The sequence below is a fragment of the Chryseobacterium indologenes genome (assembly GCA_016025055.1).
GTDB lineage: Bacteria > Bacteroidota > Bacteroidia > Flavobacteriales > Weeksellaceae > Chryseobacterium > Chryseobacterium indologenes.
This window is the reverse complement of the sequence record CP065590.1, coordinates 3,175,961-3,196,368: the sequence shown is the minus strand read 5'-3', so window position 1 is coordinate 3,196,368 and position 20,408 is coordinate 3,175,961. Positions and strand designations below refer to the sequence as shown.

Sequence of the window (20,408 nt, the reverse complement as noted above, 5' to 3'; positions counted from 1 at the left end):
GGACGAAATAAAGAAAATCATTGTTAATAAAATCATAAAAAACCTTGAGTGTAAAAGCAAAAAAACATCTCGGCCAGCACTTTCTGACAGATGAAAACATCGCAAGAAAAATTGTAGAAGGTCTTAGTTTTGAGAACTATAATAACATTATGGAAGTTGGTCCCGGAATGGGAGTTCTTACCAAATATCTGCTGGAAAAAGATCAGAACATTTACCTGGCTGAAATCGATACAGAGTCCATCGAATATCTGAAAAAAAATTATTCAAAGGTTACGGAAAATACTTTTGTAGGAGATTTTCTGAAGCAGGACTTTAATTTTATCGGAAAGGAGCAGATTGCCATTATCGGTAATTTCCCCTATAATATTTCTTCCCAGATCTTATTCAAGATCGTTGACCATTATGAACTCATCCCGGAAATGGTTGGTATGTTCCAGAAGGAAGTTGCTGAAAGAACTGCTGCAGTACCAAGAACTAAAGACTATGGTATTCTTTCCGTACTGATACAGGCCTATTATGACGTTTCTTATATGTTTACGGTACATGAAAACGTCTTCAATCCTCCTCCTAAAGTAAAATCGGGAGTGATCAGACTGACCAGAAATCCAAAAGAAGGTCTTGCAGGTAATGAGGTTCTCTTTAAGCAGATTGTAAAGGCAGGTTTCAACCAGAGAAGAAAAAAACTTTCTAATGCCCTAAAAATTTTAAATATTCCTGAAGCATTAAAGGGACACGAGTTTTTAGATAAAAGAGCGGAAGAACTTAGCGTATCAGACTTTATCCATTTCGCCAACCTCTGGAAAGAAAATCCATAAAGTATAAAGGTTCTTCATCAGGAATTTCCTAAAGGGAAGTAAGAACTGTTTAATCATATAAAATTAAAGCCTTTCAACTGAGTTGAAAGGCTTTAATTTATTTTTCACATATCCTGTTTATTCTCTGTTCTTCAGCATAATCCATCCGGACCAGTTCATCTGGGTTTTGGATTTCGGATACTCAAAATTAAACTTGTACCAATAGGTCGCTGTAGGGAGCTTCTTACCTGCCACACTTCCATCCCAGATTGGGTTGTCTTTTGAGAATCTGTATATCTCTACACCATAACGGTCAAATACTAAACCCGTAAAGTTTTTAAACTGTCCAAGAGAAGTGAGATCCAGCACATCATTGATCCCATCGTTGTTCGGGGTAATGATATTATTAATTTGCAGTGTAAAGAAATCAAAAGTTCCTACACAATGTGTTCCTACTCTTCTTACTAAGATAGTGTAGTTCAGATTATCTAAAAGATTGGCAAATATATTAGACTGTTGCCAGGTAACTCCATTATCAATAGAATATTCCAAAGTACTTGGTGTATTATTCATCGGAGGGTTTTCGGCAATAACCGTCAGCGTCTTTTAGAACTTTGATAATCTACTGCTGTAACATAAGGCCTTGCGGCAGCCATCACTTTTACAGGGAAAACCTTTTTACAGATGCCATTATCAATTTCCACTGTATAAATTCCCCATTGGTCTACATTGATCTTCTGGGTAGTAGCTCCTGTACTCCATAGGTACTTATAATTGGGACCAGCTCCGGCATCCAGGGTAACGATATCTCCTACGCACATTTCAACATCCGTTAAAGGAGAAGTAATTTCCGGAGTGACTTCTATTCTGATCGTAGCAGGATTCAAAGATTTACAACCTTTTGTTCCTATGGCATACACGGTGAATACCGTGGTCTGATACAAAGTAACCGTTTGGGTATCTGCTGTTCCTGAAAAGTTACTCCACAAATAGGTATTCCCTCCCTCAGCACTAAGCGTTACAGATTCGCCGGGACAGATTTTTATTTTGGAAGTTTTCAATTTTGCCGTCGGCGTTGCTTCTTTTAATAATTTAAGTTCTACCATTTTGCTACAGAACCCACCGTTCGAAACGACAACGTACAGAATCTGTCCGTCATTACCATTATAATTCAATAAATTTTGAATGTAGTTATTATTTTGTGCAGTAGCATCAGCCTGGTTTTCATAAAATTTGAAAACCGCTCCTGCCGTTGTACTGATCGACGGCTTTACGGCTTCCAGATCAAAAGTTGTTATATCAGGAGTCGTACACAAAAGCAATGTTGCATCGTTGGCCTGAGGCGTAAATCCTCCGTGAATTTCTATACTGGCCTTACCGGGACAGGGGTTCCCCGGAACGCTTACTTCAATAGTATATGTTCCCGGTTGTGTAGCCGTAATTGTATTGGTATTGGCTCCAGGAACAAGAGTTCCGTTAAGAAACCACTGATATACTAAGTTCGGATCGCTTACAGATGCTGTGATTACCTGAGGTACATTGTCACAAACATTGATATCAGAAGGTAATTGCGCACCACTAGGATCTAAAAGTTCTACCCCTATATTAAATGATCCACCTTCTAAAAATACAGCAGAGTCGTAATTATGGTCACTATAATCTGCAATCACCATTTTAAAGTGATATTGCTGCCCTGCCGTTACAGTAGCGGTTGCAGTAAGCGGCACTGTTCTTCCGTTAAAATTAGTTTCTATATTGGCGGTATTGTACCCTCCGAAATACTGTTCGTTAACAGCAGCACATGATCCCGGTACTGCAGGGTGAATATTGGTAATACTTACAGGCCCTGCTGAATTGGGCAGTACTGCCATATTTACATAAGGTCCTCCCGATGTAGGCCTCAACAAAATTGCAAAAGCATCTGCAAAGGTACAGGGAAAAGAACCGGTATATTCTTCAGATGCAATTAAGTAATTAAATTTAATCTGAGTAGTAGTAGGTACAAAGTCAAATTCCAGCAATACAGCATCATTCAATCTGCTTTCCTGAACACCGATAACCTGTGCCAAATCAGCATCAGAACCTCCTCCATTGGTATCTCCCAGGGTAAAACTTTCGAAACTGTTACCTGCTTTCCTCGCATATCCGGTTGAAAGAATAATACCATCTTTGAAAGGAAAATTCGTTGTTGCTTTATTAAAATATCCCCATGCTCTGTCTGCATCACCTACTGCATGATTAGGAGTAATTTTTACATTACTCACATTTGGGGTCACACAGGTATTGGTTCCGGAGGAAATTAAAACATCTTTTACTAATTTTTCAATATTGTAAGTTGTTTCTGTATAAGCTGGAGCGTTTACATCAATGAAATTCCCTGCCCTTGCGGATAATGAGGATTTATGTTCCTTGACAGCTTTTCTTGGTTGGGGTGTTTGTGAAAATAAGAAGGTTGATACGACTAAAAAAAATAGACAAAACGGTAGGTTTCTTATCATAATATTTTTGTTTCAACAAATTTAATTTTTTTTGAATATACCATATACATATTTAACTTTTTTACAACAAAACAATAAAAATATAAAGCACTAATGAATAAAACCCATGAATATATATTTTTTTAAAATGAAAGATTCCGGATAGTTTCCGGCAATTGATTTCTAGTATAAAAAGTATACATCAACCATGTCATATCCGGGGTATTAACATCTATAAAAGTTCCCGCTCTTCCGAACATTTCTGATCCGTATTCTCCTCCAGTTGCCCTTCGCCAGGGAATTGGTATATATAAAATCGTAACGAATAAAAGGATCAGACAAAATGATAATATTTTCTCATAACAAGTCATTATGTCAAATACATCAGCCTCCTATCCAAATCATAAAAATAGAGAATGGTTTACTTTTTAAACCACAAAATCTTTCATTTCTGAAAGATTTTGTTATTGTTTTTATATTTTAATACTGATTTAGTTTCTATTTTTCAGGAGTATCCAACCTGAGCGTTCCTCAAGCCTTTTACTTGCCGGGTTTTCCCACTGTACTCTATACCAATAGGTACCGGTAGGCAAATTCGAACCTCTTAGCGATCCTCTCCAGACGGCATCATTCCTTGTAGCCTTAAAGACTTCTGCACCATATCTGTCGAAAATAGAAGCTGCAAAGTTCTTATATCCGCTGATTCCCGTAAAATCTATCGTATCATTGATGCCATCCATATTAGGGGTAATCGCATTATTGATAATTAATGTAAAGTAATCAAGTGAAGTTCCGCATTTGGCATCTTTAACCCTTACCATTAAACGATAGTTGGTATTATTAAGGAGTCCGGTAAATATATTGGACGGTTGCCATGTCAGCCCTCCATCAATAGAATATTCCAGTGTTCCGTTAGTTGGATTACTTGCCGTAAGCGTAAGAACATGGTTTTCATAAACAACATTGGTAAACTGTGGTAAATCAGGGTTAATCAGCTGGGCTGAGAATACCTGAGAACATACCCCGTTACTAATCGTTACAGAATAGGTTCCGGCAGTGTTCACTGTTATCGTTTGAGTCGTAGCACCTGTACTCCAAAGGTAGGTATAATTCACTCCGGGCCCTGCATCTAATACTGCATTGTCGCCGGCACAGGCATAGACATCTTTTAGTGTAGAGACAATAGCTGGAACGACTTCTATACTGATTGTCGCAGGAGCCAGCGAACTACATCCGTTTCCTCCTAAAGCATATACCGAATAAGTAGTTGTACCTACTGGAGGGGTTACCACCTGAGTGTTTCCGTTTCCGGTAAGACCTACCCAATTATAAGTAATACCTCCGGTAGCGGTAAGTGTAACCGATTCTCCGGCACATATTTTTGTTTTAGAAGCTGCAATTCCTGCAACAGGAGGTCCTACCTGAACCGTAACTGTAGCGGGAGTAGCGGAAATACATCCGTTCGCTCCTACGGCAAAAACGGTATATACCGTCGTATTTGTCGGGGAGACAACCTGGGTATTACCATTTCCGGTAAGACCATTCCCCCAGTTGTAGGTAGCCCCTCCTGAAGCCGTTAATGTAACTGATTCACCTTCACATATACGAGGTTGCGATGACACAAGGGCAGCTACAGGAACCACCCTATCTTCCTGTACAGTCACATTTGTGGTATAGGTACAGCTTAGATTTCCGGGTTGGGAGACATTGGTAACTGTCAAAGTATAGGTCCCTCCGGCACTTACCACTGGAGAAAGCGTTGTTCCTCCTGAAACAATGGTTCCTCCTGTTGTCGTCCAGTTAATGGTAGATCCCGGAGGAACTACAGACGCAGAAGCGTTTAATGTCACCTGCGGAGTGGTACAAGTCACTGTTTGTGGTGCTGCAATCGTCAATGTGGTTTCAGCAGTTCTCAACAATTGTAAAGAAACCACATAACTACATCCTCCGTTGCTCACCAAAACAAATATGGTCTGATTTCCACCCGGTGGTGAGTATGAAGTAGGATTCGCTATAAAGTTACCATTGGCAGCGTTAGCATCTGCCTGATTTACATAATATACAAAAGTGATAGTACCTGTAGCGGTTGTTATCTGGGGCTGAGCTTCTGTCAGATCATATACCAGCCCGGGTTGATAACATTTGTGTAATATCGCGTTTTGTGCTGTAAATGGTTCTGATACTTCAATGGTAATCGTCCCGGGATTTTGAGAGACACATCCATTGGCCCCTACTGCTGTCACAGTATATGTGGTGGTAACGGTAGGTGAAACAGTCTGGGTATTTCCTGTTCCTGTAAGCCCACCTCCCCAATTATAAGTAACTCCGCCCGTTGCAGTTAATGTTACAGATTCACCTTTGCATATCTTTATTTTTGTAGCAGTAAGTCCTGTATTTGGGGGTGCACTATCTCCGGTAACAGTTACATTGGCCACTGCTGTACAGGTAACATCTCCCGGTTGATATGTTTTTGTTATAGTTAAAGTATAGGTACCCGGAGCATTGATAACAGGATTGAGAGTATTCCCTCCGGAAACAATATTTCCTCCGGTTGTTGTCCAGTTAAAAGTCGCTCCTGCAGGATATACTGAAGCTGAAGCATCCAGGGTAATCTGGGAATTGGTACATGTCAGTTCGACCGGAGGTACGATAGATCCTGTCATCTGCGGAGCTTTTATTAGCTGGAGTTCTGCCACTTTAGCACAGAATCCGTTTCTCACCCTTACATATACCGTCTGACCTCCCGGACTCGGATATGCTGTAGGATTCGGAATGGTATTGGTATTCCCTGCATTGGCATCTGCCAATGTTGCATAATATGAAAACACGGCTCCAGGCGTAGTACTGATAGATCCCTGAGCTGATTGTAGATTAAAAGTAGCGTTTCCTGCTGCATAGCAAGCAGTCAAAGTAGCATTCTGCACAGTGGGGGAAGTTCCGCCTACGACAGTAACAGTGGCTTCACCAGGACAGCTATTTCCGGGAACGTAAACTTTAACGGAATAAACACCGGGTTGTGTTGCCGTATAGCTGGCATTCACTGCTCCATTAATCGGATTGTTATTTAAAAACCATTGATAGGTAACGTTAGGAGCCTGAACAGAGGCTGTGAAAGTCTGTGGAGTATTGTCACACATATTCACAGAAGCCGGAAGCTGTACTCCTGCCGGATCTAAAATCTTAACTCCAATATCGAATGATCCTGCTTCAAGAAATACAGCGGAATCAAAATTAGGATCCTGATAGTCAGCCAGCACCATTTTAAAATGATACGTCTGTCCCGGTACAACAGTAGCTTTTGCCGTCAACGGAATTGTACGTCCATTAAAATTGGTTTCGATCTGAGCGGTGTTGGTACCTCCGTAGTATGCTTCATTCTTTGGCCCGCAATTTGGGTAAGCCGGGTGAATATTCGTTACACTTACCGGCCCTGCCGTTCCGGGTAATATCGCAAGATTCGTATAAGTAGGATCACCTACTTTTTTTAACAGGAGTGCAAATCCATCGGTAATAGTACACGGAAAATTCTGCTGATATTCTTTAGATGCAAATAAATATCTGAATGTAATTTCTGTTGAAGCTGCCACAAAGTCAAATTCTATGTAGGTAGCATCTCTCAGGTCTGTAGCCGGAATATTTAATGCGGCTGCCAGGTCATTGTCGCCTCCGGTTCCCAAAGCATCGCTCAGATCCGGGTAATTTGTATTTCCTGCTTTATAGGCATATCCTGTGGAGAGAATAATTCCTTTACTGAAAGGAAAATTTGTAGTGGCTTTATTAAAGTATCCCCAGCTCCGATTCTGGTTGGTAGGTTGTAAATTAGGAGACACTGTTACATTGCTTACATTGGAAGTAGCGCATCCTCCTCCTGAGATCAGCACGTCTTTTACCAGTTGGGTAATATTGTAGCTGGATTCAGGATAACTGAGGGCATTGACATCAATAAAGTTTCCGGCTCTCATTGAGGCAGCAGTAGGTTTTACGGCTACTGCTGTTCTTTCTCTGTTTTGGGCAAGAGCGAAGCATCCTACAAAAGCAAAAAATAACGCTAAAAATAAATTTTCCGTCCTCCTATTTAACATTTTATATTATTTTAAACAAAAATACTATTTTTTTGATTGAAATTCAACTTAACATAATTTACATTGCTACTAACGCAAATTTATTTATCGTAGGATATCAACTTAATTTTTCTCAATATAACAAAAAAAGACTGACAAAATAGTCAGTCTTTTAATCATTACTTAAAATTATTCTATATTCTTAAGCAGAATCCATCCGGTTTTCACGGTGAGTTGTTTACTCGCCGGATCTTCAAAAGTAATCTGATACCAATATGATGAGGTCGGTAAGCGTTTACCCTGGAAAAAGCCATCCCAATAGGGTCTGATTTTTTCGGCTTTAAACACTTCTTTTCCATAGCGGTCAAAAATCTGACCTTGGAAATCTTTATAATTACTAACTCCTCTAAAATCAATGATATCATTAATATTATCTCCATTCGGGGTAATCACATTTCTCATGACAAATGTAAAATACTCAAGGAAACCTTCACAACTGGTAAATTTAACTTTCACACGAATGGAAATAACTTTATTAGGAGGTACATTTGTAAATACATTGGAACTCTGCCATGTAGAGCCATTGTCTATCGAATACTCCAAAGTACCATTACTAGGATTACTTGCAGTAAGAACCATCATTCCCTTATCGTTATAATCCACTTTTATAATTTGTGGAATAACGGCTTGTATAACTTGCGCTTTAAACTCTTTAGAACATGTTCCATTGCTTATAGTAACGGAATATTCTCCGGGAGTATCCGCCGTGATTGTCTGGCTTGTTTCGCCTGTACTCCACTGGTAGGTATATCCGGGGCCGGAACCGGCATCCAGAAGAATTTTATCTCCTCTACAAATATATCCTCCTTTTACATTGGAGACAATAGCAGGTATCACTTCGATTGTGATCCGAGCCGGTTGTAAAGACTTACATCCTTGTGCGCCGATCGCATACACGGTGTACGTTGTCGTCTGGGTTGGGCTTACGGTTCTGATTGCTCCTGTACTTGATGAATCTCCCCACTGATAGGTTACCCCTCCTGAAGCAGTTAATAATACTGATTCTCCTGCGCATATTTTTAACCTCGGGGCGGTAAGCAGGGCAACAGGGGTTTCCTCTTTTCTTAATGTTAAAGTAGCTATTTTACTACAAAAAGCACCGTTGGAAACAAGTACGTATAGTATTTGCCCGTCGGTTCCGCTATAATTGGTGAGGTTGGTGATATTATTGTTATTTTGAGCTTGTGCATCTGCCTGGGTGGCATAGAACTTAAATACGGCACCGGCAGTGGTACTGATAAGGGGTTTTGCATCTTCCAAGTTAAAAGTAGTAAGAGCCGGAGTTGAGCAAAGCTTAAGTACAGCATCATGTACGGTAGGGCTTGTTCCTCCCACAATGGTAATGGAAGCTTCTCCCGGGCAGTTGTTCCCTGGTATCATTACCTTTACCGTATACACTCCCGGTGCAACGGCAGTATATGTAGCATTGGTTGCTCCCGGAATCAGAACGCCATCTTTATACCACTGGAAAGTCATACCCGGAATTGCAGCTACCTGAGCCTTTAATACTTTCGGGGTATTGTCGCACATATTAATTGTTCCCGGCAAACTTGCTCCTGCTTCATCTACAATTTTGATCCCGATATCGAAGGAACCTCCTTCCAGGAAAACTGCCGAATCGTGTCCGGTATCAATGGCGTCTGCCAAAACCATTTTAAAGTGATAAGTCTGACCCGGAATAACATCAGCAACGGCTGTTAACGGAATTGTTCTTCCGTAATAATTAACTTGAAGGTGAGGGCTGTTCATTCCTGCAAAATAAGCATCATTCACTGGTCCGCAATTGAACACATTTCCTCCGGGAATAATATTGGTAACGCTTACCGGCCCTGCTGTTCCCGGTAAAATAGCTAAGTTCGTGTAGGTAGGATCTCCCGCTTTCTTTAATAGCAGGGCAAAAGCATCAGAAAATCCTGTACAAGGATAGTCATTCGTCGGCTCATATTCTTCGGAAGCGAATATATAATTAAACTTCACCTGGGTTGAGTTGGGAACGAAGTCAAATTCAAGAGCTACGGCATCATTCAATGTGGAGGTATTACCTGTAGCTGCCACAAGATCAGGATCGCTTCCCGTCCCTACACTCTTACTGAGCATATTGATAAAGGAATTCCCTGCTTCTTTTGCTTGTCCTGTTGTTAATACGATTCCATCCGTAAAAGGAAAATTCGTGGTGCCTTTATGGAAGTATCCCCAAAATCTATTGGCATTATCTACTGCATGATTAGGACTTACCGTAACATTGGTAACGCTCGCTGTTGTACAGGTGGTTCCTCCATTGATTAAAACATCGGTAACGAGCTGTGCGGGAGAGTATCCTGAAGGAGGATATGACGCCACATTTACATCAATAAATGCTCCTGCCCGTAAGCTTTCAGCAGAAGGTTTTATTTTCGACACTTTTCTGTTGGGTGCAGTCTGCGAAAGTACAGAAACTGAAGTCAATAAAAATATGAAAAGAAAAAAAGTAGCTTTTTAATCTATAGTTTAACATTTTGTTTTCATTTGTCCAAATGTAACAAAATTATTCGTAACATTTCAATGTATAACCTGCTTTATCTCTATTCCAACACAATTATCAGCAATAAATCTTTTTTATTTTTACAATTTTCGCAAATGACCAGATAAAATCCCCCAAATAAAAAACAGATCCCAATAAAAAGATCTGTTTTTCATGTTTCATTACAATAATTTATCTCCGGTATATTCTAGTCTTCATTTTTTTTCAACTGTTCAATTTCGTTCTGGAGCTTGTTGATGATATCTTTTAAAGATTTTATTTCGTTTTTATTCGAGCTTACGTTACTTTTCAGGATGACATTTTTTGCTCTTTCATTATGATGTTCTTCGTCCTCATCTTCGTTGATCTCTTCAATATCTTCCTGGATATCTTCAATGTCTTCGTTGATCTCCTCAATATCTTCGCTGATTTCTTCAATGTCTTCACTGATCTCTTCGATATCTTCCTGAATATCTTCAATATCTTCACTGATCTCTTCAATATCTTCCTGGATATCTTCAATTTTTTCGTGACTTTTATTTACAGACATCTGGATAAAGATGGCCAGGTATATTGCTTCCAGGGAAAGTACAGTGGTTAAAATCAGTAACATTTTATCAAATGAAACCAGATTCACCATCGGAAGCAGAAACGAAGTCATAAAAAGCAGCGTATGTACAATCAGCGATTGAATGGAGCCTATCCAAGAGGTAATACTATCTGCTATTTTTTCAAGAATTTCTGTTTTCTCGTTATATTTTTTCATCCTATGTTTTTTTACAATAATTCCTTAGTTACTCCCAATCCAAACAGGGCAAAATCATATTTTGCAGGATCCTTCTCATCAAACTTCCGGATTGCTACATCCAGTTCTTCTACAGTCTTCCAGTCATTCTGCGTTCTTGAAACCAAGCCTAACTTTCTGGAAATATTCCCTGTATGTACATCCAAAGGAATCGAAAGGTATTTTTGGTCTATATTTTCCCAGATTCCGAAATCCACTCCGCGTTTATCTTTTCGAACCATCCATCTCAGAAACATAATAATTCTTTTGGCGGAGGAATTTTTATATGGCGAGCTAATATGTTTATGGCTTCTGTGTTTTTCAACTTCCAGAAAATTACTTCTGAACCTTTCAATAGCATGGTAAAAATTGTCTTCCGGATCTTTTACTTTAAATAAATTTTCCAGGCTTTCATTTTCATTATAAATCCTGTGAAACTGTTTAATGAAATAAGAAAAATCCTGCCCATTAAATGTTCTGTGAATACTTTGATCTTCAAGACTTTTCAAATCTTTTTCAGAATAATTCAGTACGAAATCATAGGGTGAGTTTCCCATGATATCCAGCATTTTATCTGCAGATTTAATAATCGACTTTCTATTTCCCCAGGAAATGGTTGCAGCCAGAAATCCGGCTATTTCAATATCCTGTTTTAATGAAAAACGGTGCGGAATCTGTATGGGATCATTTTCAACAAAATCCGGAGCGTTATATTGATCTGCTTTTTCATCAAGAAAACTTCTCAGTTCTTCAAATTTCAGCATATTGAGTTAAATTTTTACACTTTCCAAAGCTTTCGGTAAGAATGAGTTTGGAAAGACAGTTCTGGCTTCATCGGTAAATACTGTCAGATCAGCATATCTATTGGAAAAATGTCCTAAAATTAATTTCCCGACCTGAGCTTTCTGTGCAATAGTGGCAGCCTCCAAAGCTGTGGTATGTCCTGTATAATCTGCCATTTCTTTCAGGTCATGCAGAAAAGTGGATTCGTGATATAATACGGTCACATTTTTTATAATCGGCAGTACACTTTCCAGATAACGGGTATCACTGCAGAAAGCATAAGATACCGACGGGGCCGGATCTACAGTCAGTATTTCATTTTTAAGGACATAACCGTCGCTTAAAACAAAATCTTTTCCTGCTTTTATATTGTGGTAGTCACAAGTTTCAATTTCGCTGTACTTGGCAATTTCCTTCATATTAAGATGCCTGTCTTTAGGCTTTTCCTTAAACAGATACCCATTGCAATAGATTCTGTGATCTAAAGGAATGGTGTACACCTCTACCCTGTTGTCTTCATAAATTTTTTCGGAGTAGTCTTTATCCAGCTCATGATACACCACTTCAAAACCGCGGTGTGTTTCTGTAATCTGGAAAATAGTTTCCATCATCTTTTTTATTCCTTTGGGACCGTAAACATGCAAAGGGTTTTCTCTTCCCAGAAGACGGAAAGAAGCAATAAGCCCCGGAAGGCCAAAACAGTGATCCCCATGAAGATGGGAAATAAAGATATGATTGATTTTTGAAAATCTTGCTTTTGCTTTTCGCAGCTGAACCTGTGTTCCTTCTCCGCAATCGATCAGGAAATGCCTTTCTTCCATCTCAAGCAGCTGTGCTGTGGGGGAAGAATTGATCGTCGGAATTGCCGAATTAAAGCCTAATATCGTTAAATAAGTACTCAAATCAATAGTTTAGGATAACAAATGTACAATAAATTTTATCAGAAAGAAGACTAATCTCCCCCGTCAGATCAGAGTTTTACCTGTTGCAGAAGGGGAATGATCAGCTTGTTGAATGGTATTTAATTTTTCAATCTGTTACTTTCAGAAAATCCATAAATAAATCTAATGCCTGCTTGCGGTGGCTGATTTTGTTTTTATCTTCAGGATTCATTTCTGCAAAAGTTCTGTCGTATCCTTCCGGAACGAAAATAGGATCATATCCGAAGCCCTTCAATCCTTTGTTTTCGGTAAGTAAATTTCCATGAACCCTGCCTTCAAAGTATTGAGCTCCATTTTCGTCATAATAACATAAAACGGTAACAAAATATGCTTTTCTGTTTTCTATGCCCTGCATTTCCTCCAAAACTTTCTCAATGTTTTTAGCAAAATCATGATCTCCGGCATATCGTGCTGAGAATATTCCCGGTCTTCCGTCCAGAGACTCTACCACCAAACCACTATCATCCCCTAAACTTGGAATTCCTGTCTTTTCAAAACAGTATTTTGCTTTAATTAAAGCATTGGCATGAAAAGAATCTCCGTCTTCTACGATTTCCTCATGAATATCATAATCTGTAAGGCTTTTTACGATACAATCACCGCCTAGAATCTGCTGAATTTCCTCTTTTTTATGCTCGTTGTGTGTAGCTACCAATAATTCCATATCTATACTCATTTTCAATTTTATTTTTTAGCTGTAAATGGTCTACAGTTCAGCGTAATGTACTTTGTATTTTTTCATAAAAAGATAATAGAACAATGAAAAAATCACAAGTCCTACGAGTAATATAAGCCATTCTGAAACATTAAAAACTTTTGCAAAACTTTCTTCTTTACCGTAAAGAACCAGTACTGAGAGCACCAGATTGTTAAATCCGTGCAATAGCATCGGCATTAATAAAGATTTTGTTTTATAATATACCAGTCCGAGAACACATCCCAACATTACAGCGCTGATAAACTGCCATGGGTTTCCGTGCACGACTCCAAAAATTATGGAAGCGTACAGAATAGCTTTCCACGGCTCTACCCCTTTATTAATCAATCCTTTCTGAATAATTCCCCTGAAAATTATTTCTTCAAAAACGGGGGCCAGCAACGCGGTCATTACAATCATGACCACAGGATCATCCGTCAGCTGATTCATAAGCCGCATGAAATATTCATAAAGTTCTCCGAAAAAAGATCCCGTTGTCGGAATAAGAGAGGTTACAAATTCTGAGATGAGCATCATCCCGGCCATCATCGGAAAGATTAAAAGATAGGTATAAAAATTAACTGACGACAGGTTAAAATTCAGTTTTTTCCCTGTGGTACGTCTCACCATAAAATAGTCAAAAAAAGCAATAGCCGATAAAAAGCCTGCTGAATTAGCCAACATAAAAAACCATTCTTTAAGCTCAAGGTTTTCTCTGAAAGCAACTTTCCAAAAAAGGCTGAACAGCGAAACAGCCATTGTTCCTACAAACAATCCCACCACCAAAGTAACAGCGCCCCACCATGTGAAAGTAAATTTCGGATATTTGCTATTTTCCATGCTTTTTTCTGTAAAAATTTAACGAAAACAAAGATAATTTTTTTGATTGCTACAGGCAACTAAAAAAGAAAATACTTAATTTAGCCCGATACCATGAACATTACAAAAATAAATACAGAAGTCATTTTTCCGGGGGTTGAGTCTAAAATTAGCAAGTTCGGTACATTTATGCTACAGATAACGTTCTGGGGAATCCTTGTTTTATTTTTCTGTCTTTTTGTTGTCGGCCCTGCTTATGGAATTTATAAAAGAGGATTTCAAACGATGCTCTCTACAGCTCTGATCTGCTGGATCATTTCACTTTTCGTCCTCATTCCTGTCACGCGACAATACATCATCAAAAGAAAAAGTATTGCCAGAAGGATTGTTGTAGACAGTACGGGAATTTTATTTTATAACTCAAAAAATGAAATCACAGAAAAAATATTGTATACAGCACTACGGCCTTCGAAGCAAAATTTTGATGTCTACACCATATCACCAATAGGATCCGGAATCGCTCCGTTATTGGAAATCACTGTGCAGCCGGAGAAAAAAATGAATCTACCCAACGAATCGATATGAATCTTCCGTTTCGCATCGTAAAAAATAAACCCAGTTTATATGCCCATTTCATGCACGGAATCTCCGTCTTTCGCCCTGATTTAAGGATAGATCCGTCAGCCCTTAAAAGCTTTTCCGTTAATTCAGATACCTGGAAGGTTGATCACAAAGGGGTTTCATTGGCCGGCTGGTTACTTATTCTGATGGTACTTCTCATTACCTGTGTCATTATCGGGTTTGTCATTTTATTAGCTGAAACAAAAAAAATGATATGACAGAAAAATTCCAATCCGTTACGTCTAAAATTAACCAGCCGGTTACTTACTTTCTGACCGGAATCCTATGGCTGGTTATCGCTATTATTCTTATTGTAGTAGGAATTATTGCCGAAGATATGTATAGCAACTTCAGAAAATATTTACAAGATGATCAGGGTACTTTTTTCATTCTTATTCTGGCCCAATTCCTGCTGATGTTCTGTTTTGCAGCCCTGATGATCGCTTTAACCTATCGAAAGGAAGAAAAAGTACAAAAGGCTGTCATTAATGAGAGTGGTGTCACTTTTTACAACAGCCGGGATAATATTATCAATACCATTTTATACCGTGAACTTCAACAGTCGGGAAATTCGAAAGCAGACTTATTTATGTACACTACAACAGGAAGGTATTCGAAAACGTTTCTGAAAATCTATCTTAAAAATACAACCGAGGAAATTGTACTAACAAGTATAGATTTCAACTTTGAATATGTTATTCTGAGTAATCAGTTTGAAATGTACCGTCAGTTTCTGAGAGGAGTCCAGTGCTTTCGTCCGGATCTGACTATAAGCCGGCAAACTATTGAAGAATACAGCCTCACACCAGACTTTCCACCGGTTAAAAATTTTGAAGCATTTGAGTATATCATAGCCGGATTCTTCACGCTTGCCATCCTTGGATTAATTTATGTTGTTTCGTTGTTTATTTAAAGTGCTATTTAAAGACAATCACCCATTTCGATTGGTCTCCGATCCATATTGTATGAATTTAAATTTGAAAACCTCATAAAAATTCCCGATTTTTGCAACTTCAAAATACGATATGTCAGACTTAATCAAAGAAATACAAAAAAGAAAAACCTTTGGGATCATTTCCCACCCGGATGCCGGAAAAACCACTCTTACAGAAAAGTTACTTCTTTTCGGGGGTGCAATCCAGGAAGCGGGTGCGGTAAAATCCAACAAAATAAAAAAAGGAGCTACCTCCGACTTTATGGAAATCGAAAGACAGAGAGGAATCTCGGTAGCGACTTCCGTATTGGCTTTTGAATACAGAGACCATAAAATCAACATTCTGGATACTCCGGGTCACAAGGACTTTGCTGAAGATACTTACAGAACATTAACTGCTGTAGATTCTGTAATCGTTGTTATTGATGTCGCGAAAGGGGTTGAGGAGCAGACTGAAAAACTGGTTCAGGTTTGTAGAATGAGAAACATTCCGATGCTGGTTTTCATCAATAAACTTGACCGTGAAGGAAAAGATGCGTTTGATTTGCTTGATGAAGTAGAACAGAAATTAGGATTAACGGTTTGCCCGCTTTCTTTACCTATTGGTATGGGAAGTGACTTCCAGGGAATTTATAATATCTGGGAAAACAATATCCAGTTATTCCTGGAAGAGAAAAAACAGAAAGTTGGAGATTCTATTAAGTTTGATGATATTAATGATACTTCAATAGATGATGTAATTGGCGAAAAAGCAGCAATTACTTTAAGAGAGGAGCTTGATCTGATCCAGTCTGTTTACCCGGAATTTAATCGTGAAGATTATATGAAAGGGGATTTACAACCTGTGTTCTTCGGTTCTGCTTTGAACAATTTCGGGGTTCGTGAATTATTGGATGCTTTCATCGACATTGCTCCGATGCCACAGCCTAAAGAAAGCGATACCCGTTTGGTGAAGCCTGAAGAAAGTACTTTTACAGGATTTGTATTTAAGATCCACGCCAATATGGATCCTAAACACAGAGACCGATTGGCTTTCGTAAAAATTGTTTCGGGAACATTCAGGAGAAATGAAAATTATCTATTGGTAAGAGAAGGCAAAAGATGAAGTTCTCATCTCCAAACGCTTTCTTTGCTGATAAAAAAGAGGTTGTAGAAGAAAGTTTTCCCGGTGATATTGTAGGTTTACACGACACAGGAAGTTTCAGAATTGGTGATACTCTAACGGGTGGCGAAAAACTAAGTTTCAAAGGAATTCCAAGCTTCTCTCCGGAGCATTTCCGTTATATCAACAACAACGATCCGCTTAAGGCTAAACAATTGGCTAAAGGTATTGATCAGCTTATGGATGAAGGGGTTGCCCAGTTATTTACCTTGGAAATGAACGGAAGAAAGATCATCGGTACCGTAGGAGCTCTTCAGTATGAGGTTATCCAGTACCGTCTGGAGCATGAATACGGTGCGAAATGTACCTATGAACCACTTTCAATGCATAAAGCATGCTGGGTGGAAGCTGATGAAAAATCGGAAGAGTTCAAAGAATTTGCAAGATTAAAGCAAAGATTCCTTGCCAGAGATAAATACAACCAGCTTGTATTTTTGGCAGACTCGTCATTTACGATTCATATGACGCAGGAGAAATTCCCAAATGTGAAGCTTCACTTTATCAGTGAATTCAGGGATAACTAATTAAAAGCGAAATTGCTTAAAGATATAGGTCCGCAGAAGTTTTTCTGCGGACTTTTTTATGACCACCCCGTCAAAAATTCAGAGAATTTTTGACGGGGTGGTCATAACGTCTTCGATTGGACCTTATAGCAAGTAGAATTTGAGCGTTTAAAATCCAGAGTTCAGTATAAGCATAGTTTGTAAATCTCTTGTAAAACAAATACAAAATACTGAAAATATAACAGTTACAATTTTACGACCAGAATACATTCTATTTACAAATGCTTCAAAGTCTTCATGACTAATTTTACTTCATCAAAAAAATAATGTTATGAAAAAGTTCATATTACTTGTTACAATATCCGGTGCTTTTATTGCGTGCAGCCAGAAAGGCGGAGTGTCTAAAGCGGAAGAAGCTGCCAATAGCATAGACAGTACAGTTTCAGTTGCATCAGATGCTATTGATAATGTCAGCAAAACAGCCAACCGGGCACTTGATTCTGCAGGTATCAGAATAAAAGATATTGAAGGAGCTAAAAACGATATTCAGGAAAAAATAGAAAGCACCTCCAAAATGGTAGATTCATTATCGGACAAAATTGCTTCTACAAAACTTGAATCAAAGGTTGAGAAAAAGGATTCCACAGTTAAGAAATCTGAAAAGGTTGCTACAAACGTTCCAGCTCCTAAAGTTATTAAGGAAACCAAAATCATTTACAAAGAGGCACAGCCTAAGAACGACAGCTATGAACTGAATATGTCAAAAGATAAGATGGTAAAAACAGGATATCTTGTGGTAAGAGCAGATAACGCTGAAACGGTAAAAGAAATCATCAGAGAAGAAGCCATCAGGAATAACGGGTATGTTAAAAGTGAAAACCAGTCTTATGCTGAATCTGCTAATCAGCGTGATGAGAATCAAAAGGTCTATAATCTGAATATCAAGGTTCCAATTCAGCATTTTGACGGTTTAATGGAAGCTTTAAGCAGCAATATAGAAGATATTGACACCAAAGATATCCAGGTTACAGGGCATAATTATACAGATAATACGATCTGCAGTATCAATGTCAATATTACAGATAAAACTGAAGTGGAAAAGGAACCTAAAACTTTTGGCGGAAAATCATTAGCCGCTATTGAATCGGGCTGGGATGTGATTACTTCCATCTTTCTTTTTCTTCTTCCCTTGTGGCCTGTGTTTTTGATTGGCGGTATTGGATATTATTTTTATAAAAAGAAACAAAACAGCATTCCTGATAAAGATTCCCATTAGAGTTTCAGGATCCATCCTTAAGGGTGGATTTTTTTTGTTTTGGTTGTATCTTAGTAATTAGGTTTTGGCTAAAGCCAATGGAACGGGGTTTATTTATTTGGGCATGCTAAAGCCCGCCCCTATTGATATTGATATTGATATTGATACAAATGGAAACTACTGATCTGTAAAATAATAATACCTGACTTGGATCCTTACAGGATGAAAAAAGTGGTTATGACACAACGGTTATGATACAAAAAACCTATCCATTGATACTTAACAGCACTATCGTTCATCATTCATCATTCATCATTCATCATTCATCATTTATTACTTATTACTCATAAAAAAGGCCTCCAATGGTATTGGAAGCCTTTCTTTATTTCATATTCACAACTTTATCTACGACAAACTTTGTGTTTCCTCTCCACGGTAGAGCGCCATTGTATTCTTTGTAATGAAGGTCAAAGGTTTTGCCGCTGTTGGTTTCCAGTTGTTTGAAAACTTCCGGGTCATCTACAGAAAACTCAAACTCATAGCTTGTAATACCTCCTGTTCTTCCTTTTCCAAAGCCTTCCTGAATCAGTTTGCCTTCATAGGTTTTGAAAATATACCCTTTTTTCATGGCATAGTTCAGATATCCAGACTTTACTCCTTCTCCGAATACGAAGAAATATTTATACCATACGAATACTCCTAACAATAGCAGTACGACCCCAAGGGTGATCCACAAAGATTTTTTCATAAGTAATGTGTGTTTTATTCAATTGTTATTTTGCGATGCTTCTGGAGATCACGATTTTCTGGATTTCGGAAGTTCCTTCGTAGATCTGAGTGATTTTAGCATCTCTCATTAATCTTTCTACGTGGTATTCTTTCACATATCCGTATCCGCCGTGAATCTGTACCGCCTCAATAGTAGTATCCATTGCTACCTGAGAAGCATATAATTTTGCCATTGCTCCACTTTCAGAGATATCTTTTCCTGCATCTTTTTCGCATGCTGCCTTGAAGCACAACATTCTTGCTGCAGTAATCTGAGTCGCCATATCAGCTAATTTGAAAGCAATTGCCTGGTGGTTGATAATTTCAGTTTTGAACGCTTTTCTTGTTTTAGCATATTTCAATGCCAATTCGTAAGCTCCTGAAGCAATACCTAAGGCCTGAGAAGCAATACCGATTCTACCACCGTTCAATACAGCCATTGCAAAATTGAAACCAAACCCGTCTTCACCGATTCTGTTTTCTTTCGGAACTTTTACATTATTGAAGATCAAAGAGTGTGTATCACTTCCTCTGATTCCCAGTTTATCTTCTTTTGGCCCGATTTCAAAACCTTCCCATCCTCTTTCTACGATAAAAGCGTTGATCCCTTTATGTTTTTTCTCAGGATCTGTCTGAGCGATCACAATGTAGTAAGAAGCTGTTCCACCGTTGGTGATCCAGTTTTTGATCCCGTTTAAAAGGTAGTAATCACCCTTGTCTTCAGCTGTTGTTTTCTGTGATGTTGCATCAGAACCGGCTTCCGGCTCAGATAAAGCAAATGCACCGATCACTTTTCCGCTTGCCAATGGTGTAAGATATTTTATTTTTTGTTCTTCGGAAGCAAATTTCTCAAGACCGGCACAAACCAGTGAGTTGTTTACAGACATTACAACAGCTGCAGAAGCATCTATTTTTGCAATCTCCTCCATTGCCAGCACGTAAGAAACGCTGTCCATACCCGCTCCTCCGTATTTTGGGTCAACCATCATTCCCAGAAGGCCCATTTCGCCCATTTTTTTCACCTGTTCTGCAGGGAATTTCTGGTCGCGGTCTCTTTCGATAACTTCCGGTAATAGTTCGGTTTGTGCAAAATCTCTTGCTGCCTGCTGAATCATCAGCTGTTCTTCTGATAAATTAAAGTCCATAAAAAAAATAATTAGATAGCCGTAAATTTACACTTTTTAGACAAATATGAAAAATAAATTAAAATTGGGAAAACAGCTGAGATAAAGGAGGCCGGAAGTCATGA

12 protein-coding genes and 3 pseudogenes are annotated in these 20,408 nt (G+C 38.7%); 5 read left to right on the top strand and 10 right to left on the bottom strand.

Annotated features, from left to right (window positions below; translation table 11 throughout):
* The first annotated feature begins 44 nt into the window (after nucleotides 1-44).
* On the top strand, nucleotides 45-815 hold the full coding sequence (gene rsmA / locus H3Z85_14655; protein QPQ50664.1) for a 16S rRNA (adenine(1518)-N(6)/adenine(1519)-N(6))-dimethyltransferase RsmA: 771 nt from the start codon (nucleotides 45-47) through the stop codon (nucleotides 813-815).
* Between the two features lie 117 nt (nucleotides 816-932).
* Here the strand turns inward: rsmA and H3Z85_14650 are convergent.
* From H3Z85_14650 to H3Z85_14615, 8 genes and pseudogenes are all read right to left on the bottom strand, one after another.
* Nucleotides 933-3,292 (bottom strand): annotated as a pseudogene (locus tag H3Z85_14650) (gliding motility-associated C-terminal domain-containing protein).
* 470 nt (nucleotides 3,293-3,762) lie between these two features.
* Nucleotides 3,763-7,353 (bottom strand): choice-of-anchor L domain-containing protein, encoded by a 3,591-nt coding sequence (locus H3Z85_14645; protein ID QPQ50663.1) that lies wholly within the window; start codon nucleotides 7,351-7,353, stop codon nucleotides 3,763-3,765.
* 168 nt (nucleotides 7,354-7,521) lie between these two features.
* A pseudogene (locus tag H3Z85_14640) lies at nucleotides 7,522-9,886 on the bottom strand (T9SS C-terminal target domain-containing protein).
* A gap of 214 nt (nucleotides 9,887-10,100) precedes the next feature.
* Nucleotides 10,101-10,658, bottom strand: a complete 558-nt coding sequence (locus tag H3Z85_14635) for a DUF1003 domain-containing protein (GenBank protein ID QPQ50662.1) — start codon at nucleotides 10,656-10,658, stop codon at nucleotides 10,101-10,103.
* An 11-nt stretch (nucleotides 10,659-10,669) separates the two neighbouring features.
* Nucleotides 10,670-11,437 carry a TIGR02757 family protein gene (locus H3Z85_14630; protein QPQ53907.1) on the bottom strand — a complete coding sequence of 256 codons (768 nt, stop codon included), beginning with the start codon at nucleotides 11,435-11,437 and terminating at the stop codon, nucleotides 10,670-10,672.
* 9 nt (nucleotides 11,438-11,446) lie between these two features.
* Nucleotides 11,447-12,361, bottom strand: coding sequence for a ribonuclease Z (locus H3Z85_14625; protein QPQ50661.1), 915 nt, complete (start codon nucleotides 12,359-12,361; stop codon nucleotides 11,447-11,449).
* 127 nt (nucleotides 12,362-12,488) lie between these two features.
* Nucleotides 12,489-13,070 (bottom strand): RdgB/HAM1 family non-canonical purine NTP pyrophosphatase, encoded by a 582-nt coding sequence (gene rdgB, locus H3Z85_14620; GenBank protein QPQ53906.1) that lies wholly within the window; start codon nucleotides 13,068-13,070, stop codon nucleotides 12,489-12,491.
* A 36-nt stretch (nucleotides 13,071-13,106) separates the two neighbouring features.
* Entirely contained in the window at nucleotides 13,107-13,937 is an 831-nt protein-coding gene (locus H3Z85_14615; protein QPQ50660.1) for a CPBP family intramembrane metalloprotease, read from the bottom strand.
* A 168-nt stretch (nucleotides 13,938-14,105) separates the two neighbouring features.
* On the opposite strand from H3Z85_14615, the gene H3Z85_14610 reads away from it, so the two are divergent.
* The 4 genes and pseudogenes from H3Z85_14610 to H3Z85_14595 all read left to right on the top strand — a co-directional run bounded on the left by H3Z85_14610 (nucleotide 14,106) and on the right by H3Z85_14595 (nucleotide 18,412).
* Nucleotides 14,106-14,501, top strand: a complete 396-nt coding sequence (locus H3Z85_14610; protein ID QPQ50659.1) for a hypothetical protein — start codon at nucleotides 14,106-14,108, stop codon at nucleotides 14,499-14,501.
* A 250-nt stretch (nucleotides 14,502-14,751) separates the two neighbouring features.
* Nucleotides 14,752-15,450: a hypothetical protein gene (locus H3Z85_14605; protein QPQ50658.1), complete on the top strand. Its 699-nt coding sequence runs from the start codon at nucleotides 14,752-14,754 to the stop codon at nucleotides 15,448-15,450.
* Nucleotides 15,451-15,562: 112 nt separating this feature from the next.
* Nucleotides 15,563-17,157 (top strand): annotated as a pseudogene (locus tag H3Z85_14600) (peptide chain release factor 3).
* A 310-nt stretch (nucleotides 17,158-17,467) separates the two neighbouring features.
* Nucleotides 17,468-18,412, top strand: coding sequence for a DUF4349 domain-containing protein (locus H3Z85_14595; GenBank protein ID QPQ50657.1), 945 nt, complete (start codon nucleotides 17,468-17,470; stop codon nucleotides 18,410-18,412).
* A gap of 361 nt (nucleotides 18,413-18,773) precedes the next feature.
* Here the strand turns inward: H3Z85_14595 and H3Z85_14590 are convergent, their stop codons facing one another.
* Nucleotides 18,774-19,139, bottom strand: coding sequence for a hypothetical protein (locus H3Z85_14590; protein QPQ50656.1), 366 nt, complete (start codon nucleotides 19,137-19,139; stop codon nucleotides 18,774-18,776).
* Nucleotides 19,140-19,164: 25 nt separating this feature from the next.
* A complete protein-coding gene (locus H3Z85_14585) occupies nucleotides 19,165-20,304 on the bottom strand; it encodes an acyl-CoA dehydrogenase (protein ID QPQ50655.1) in 1,140 nt (379 codons plus the stop codon).
* Between the last annotated feature and the right edge of the window lie 104 nt (nucleotides 20,305-20,408).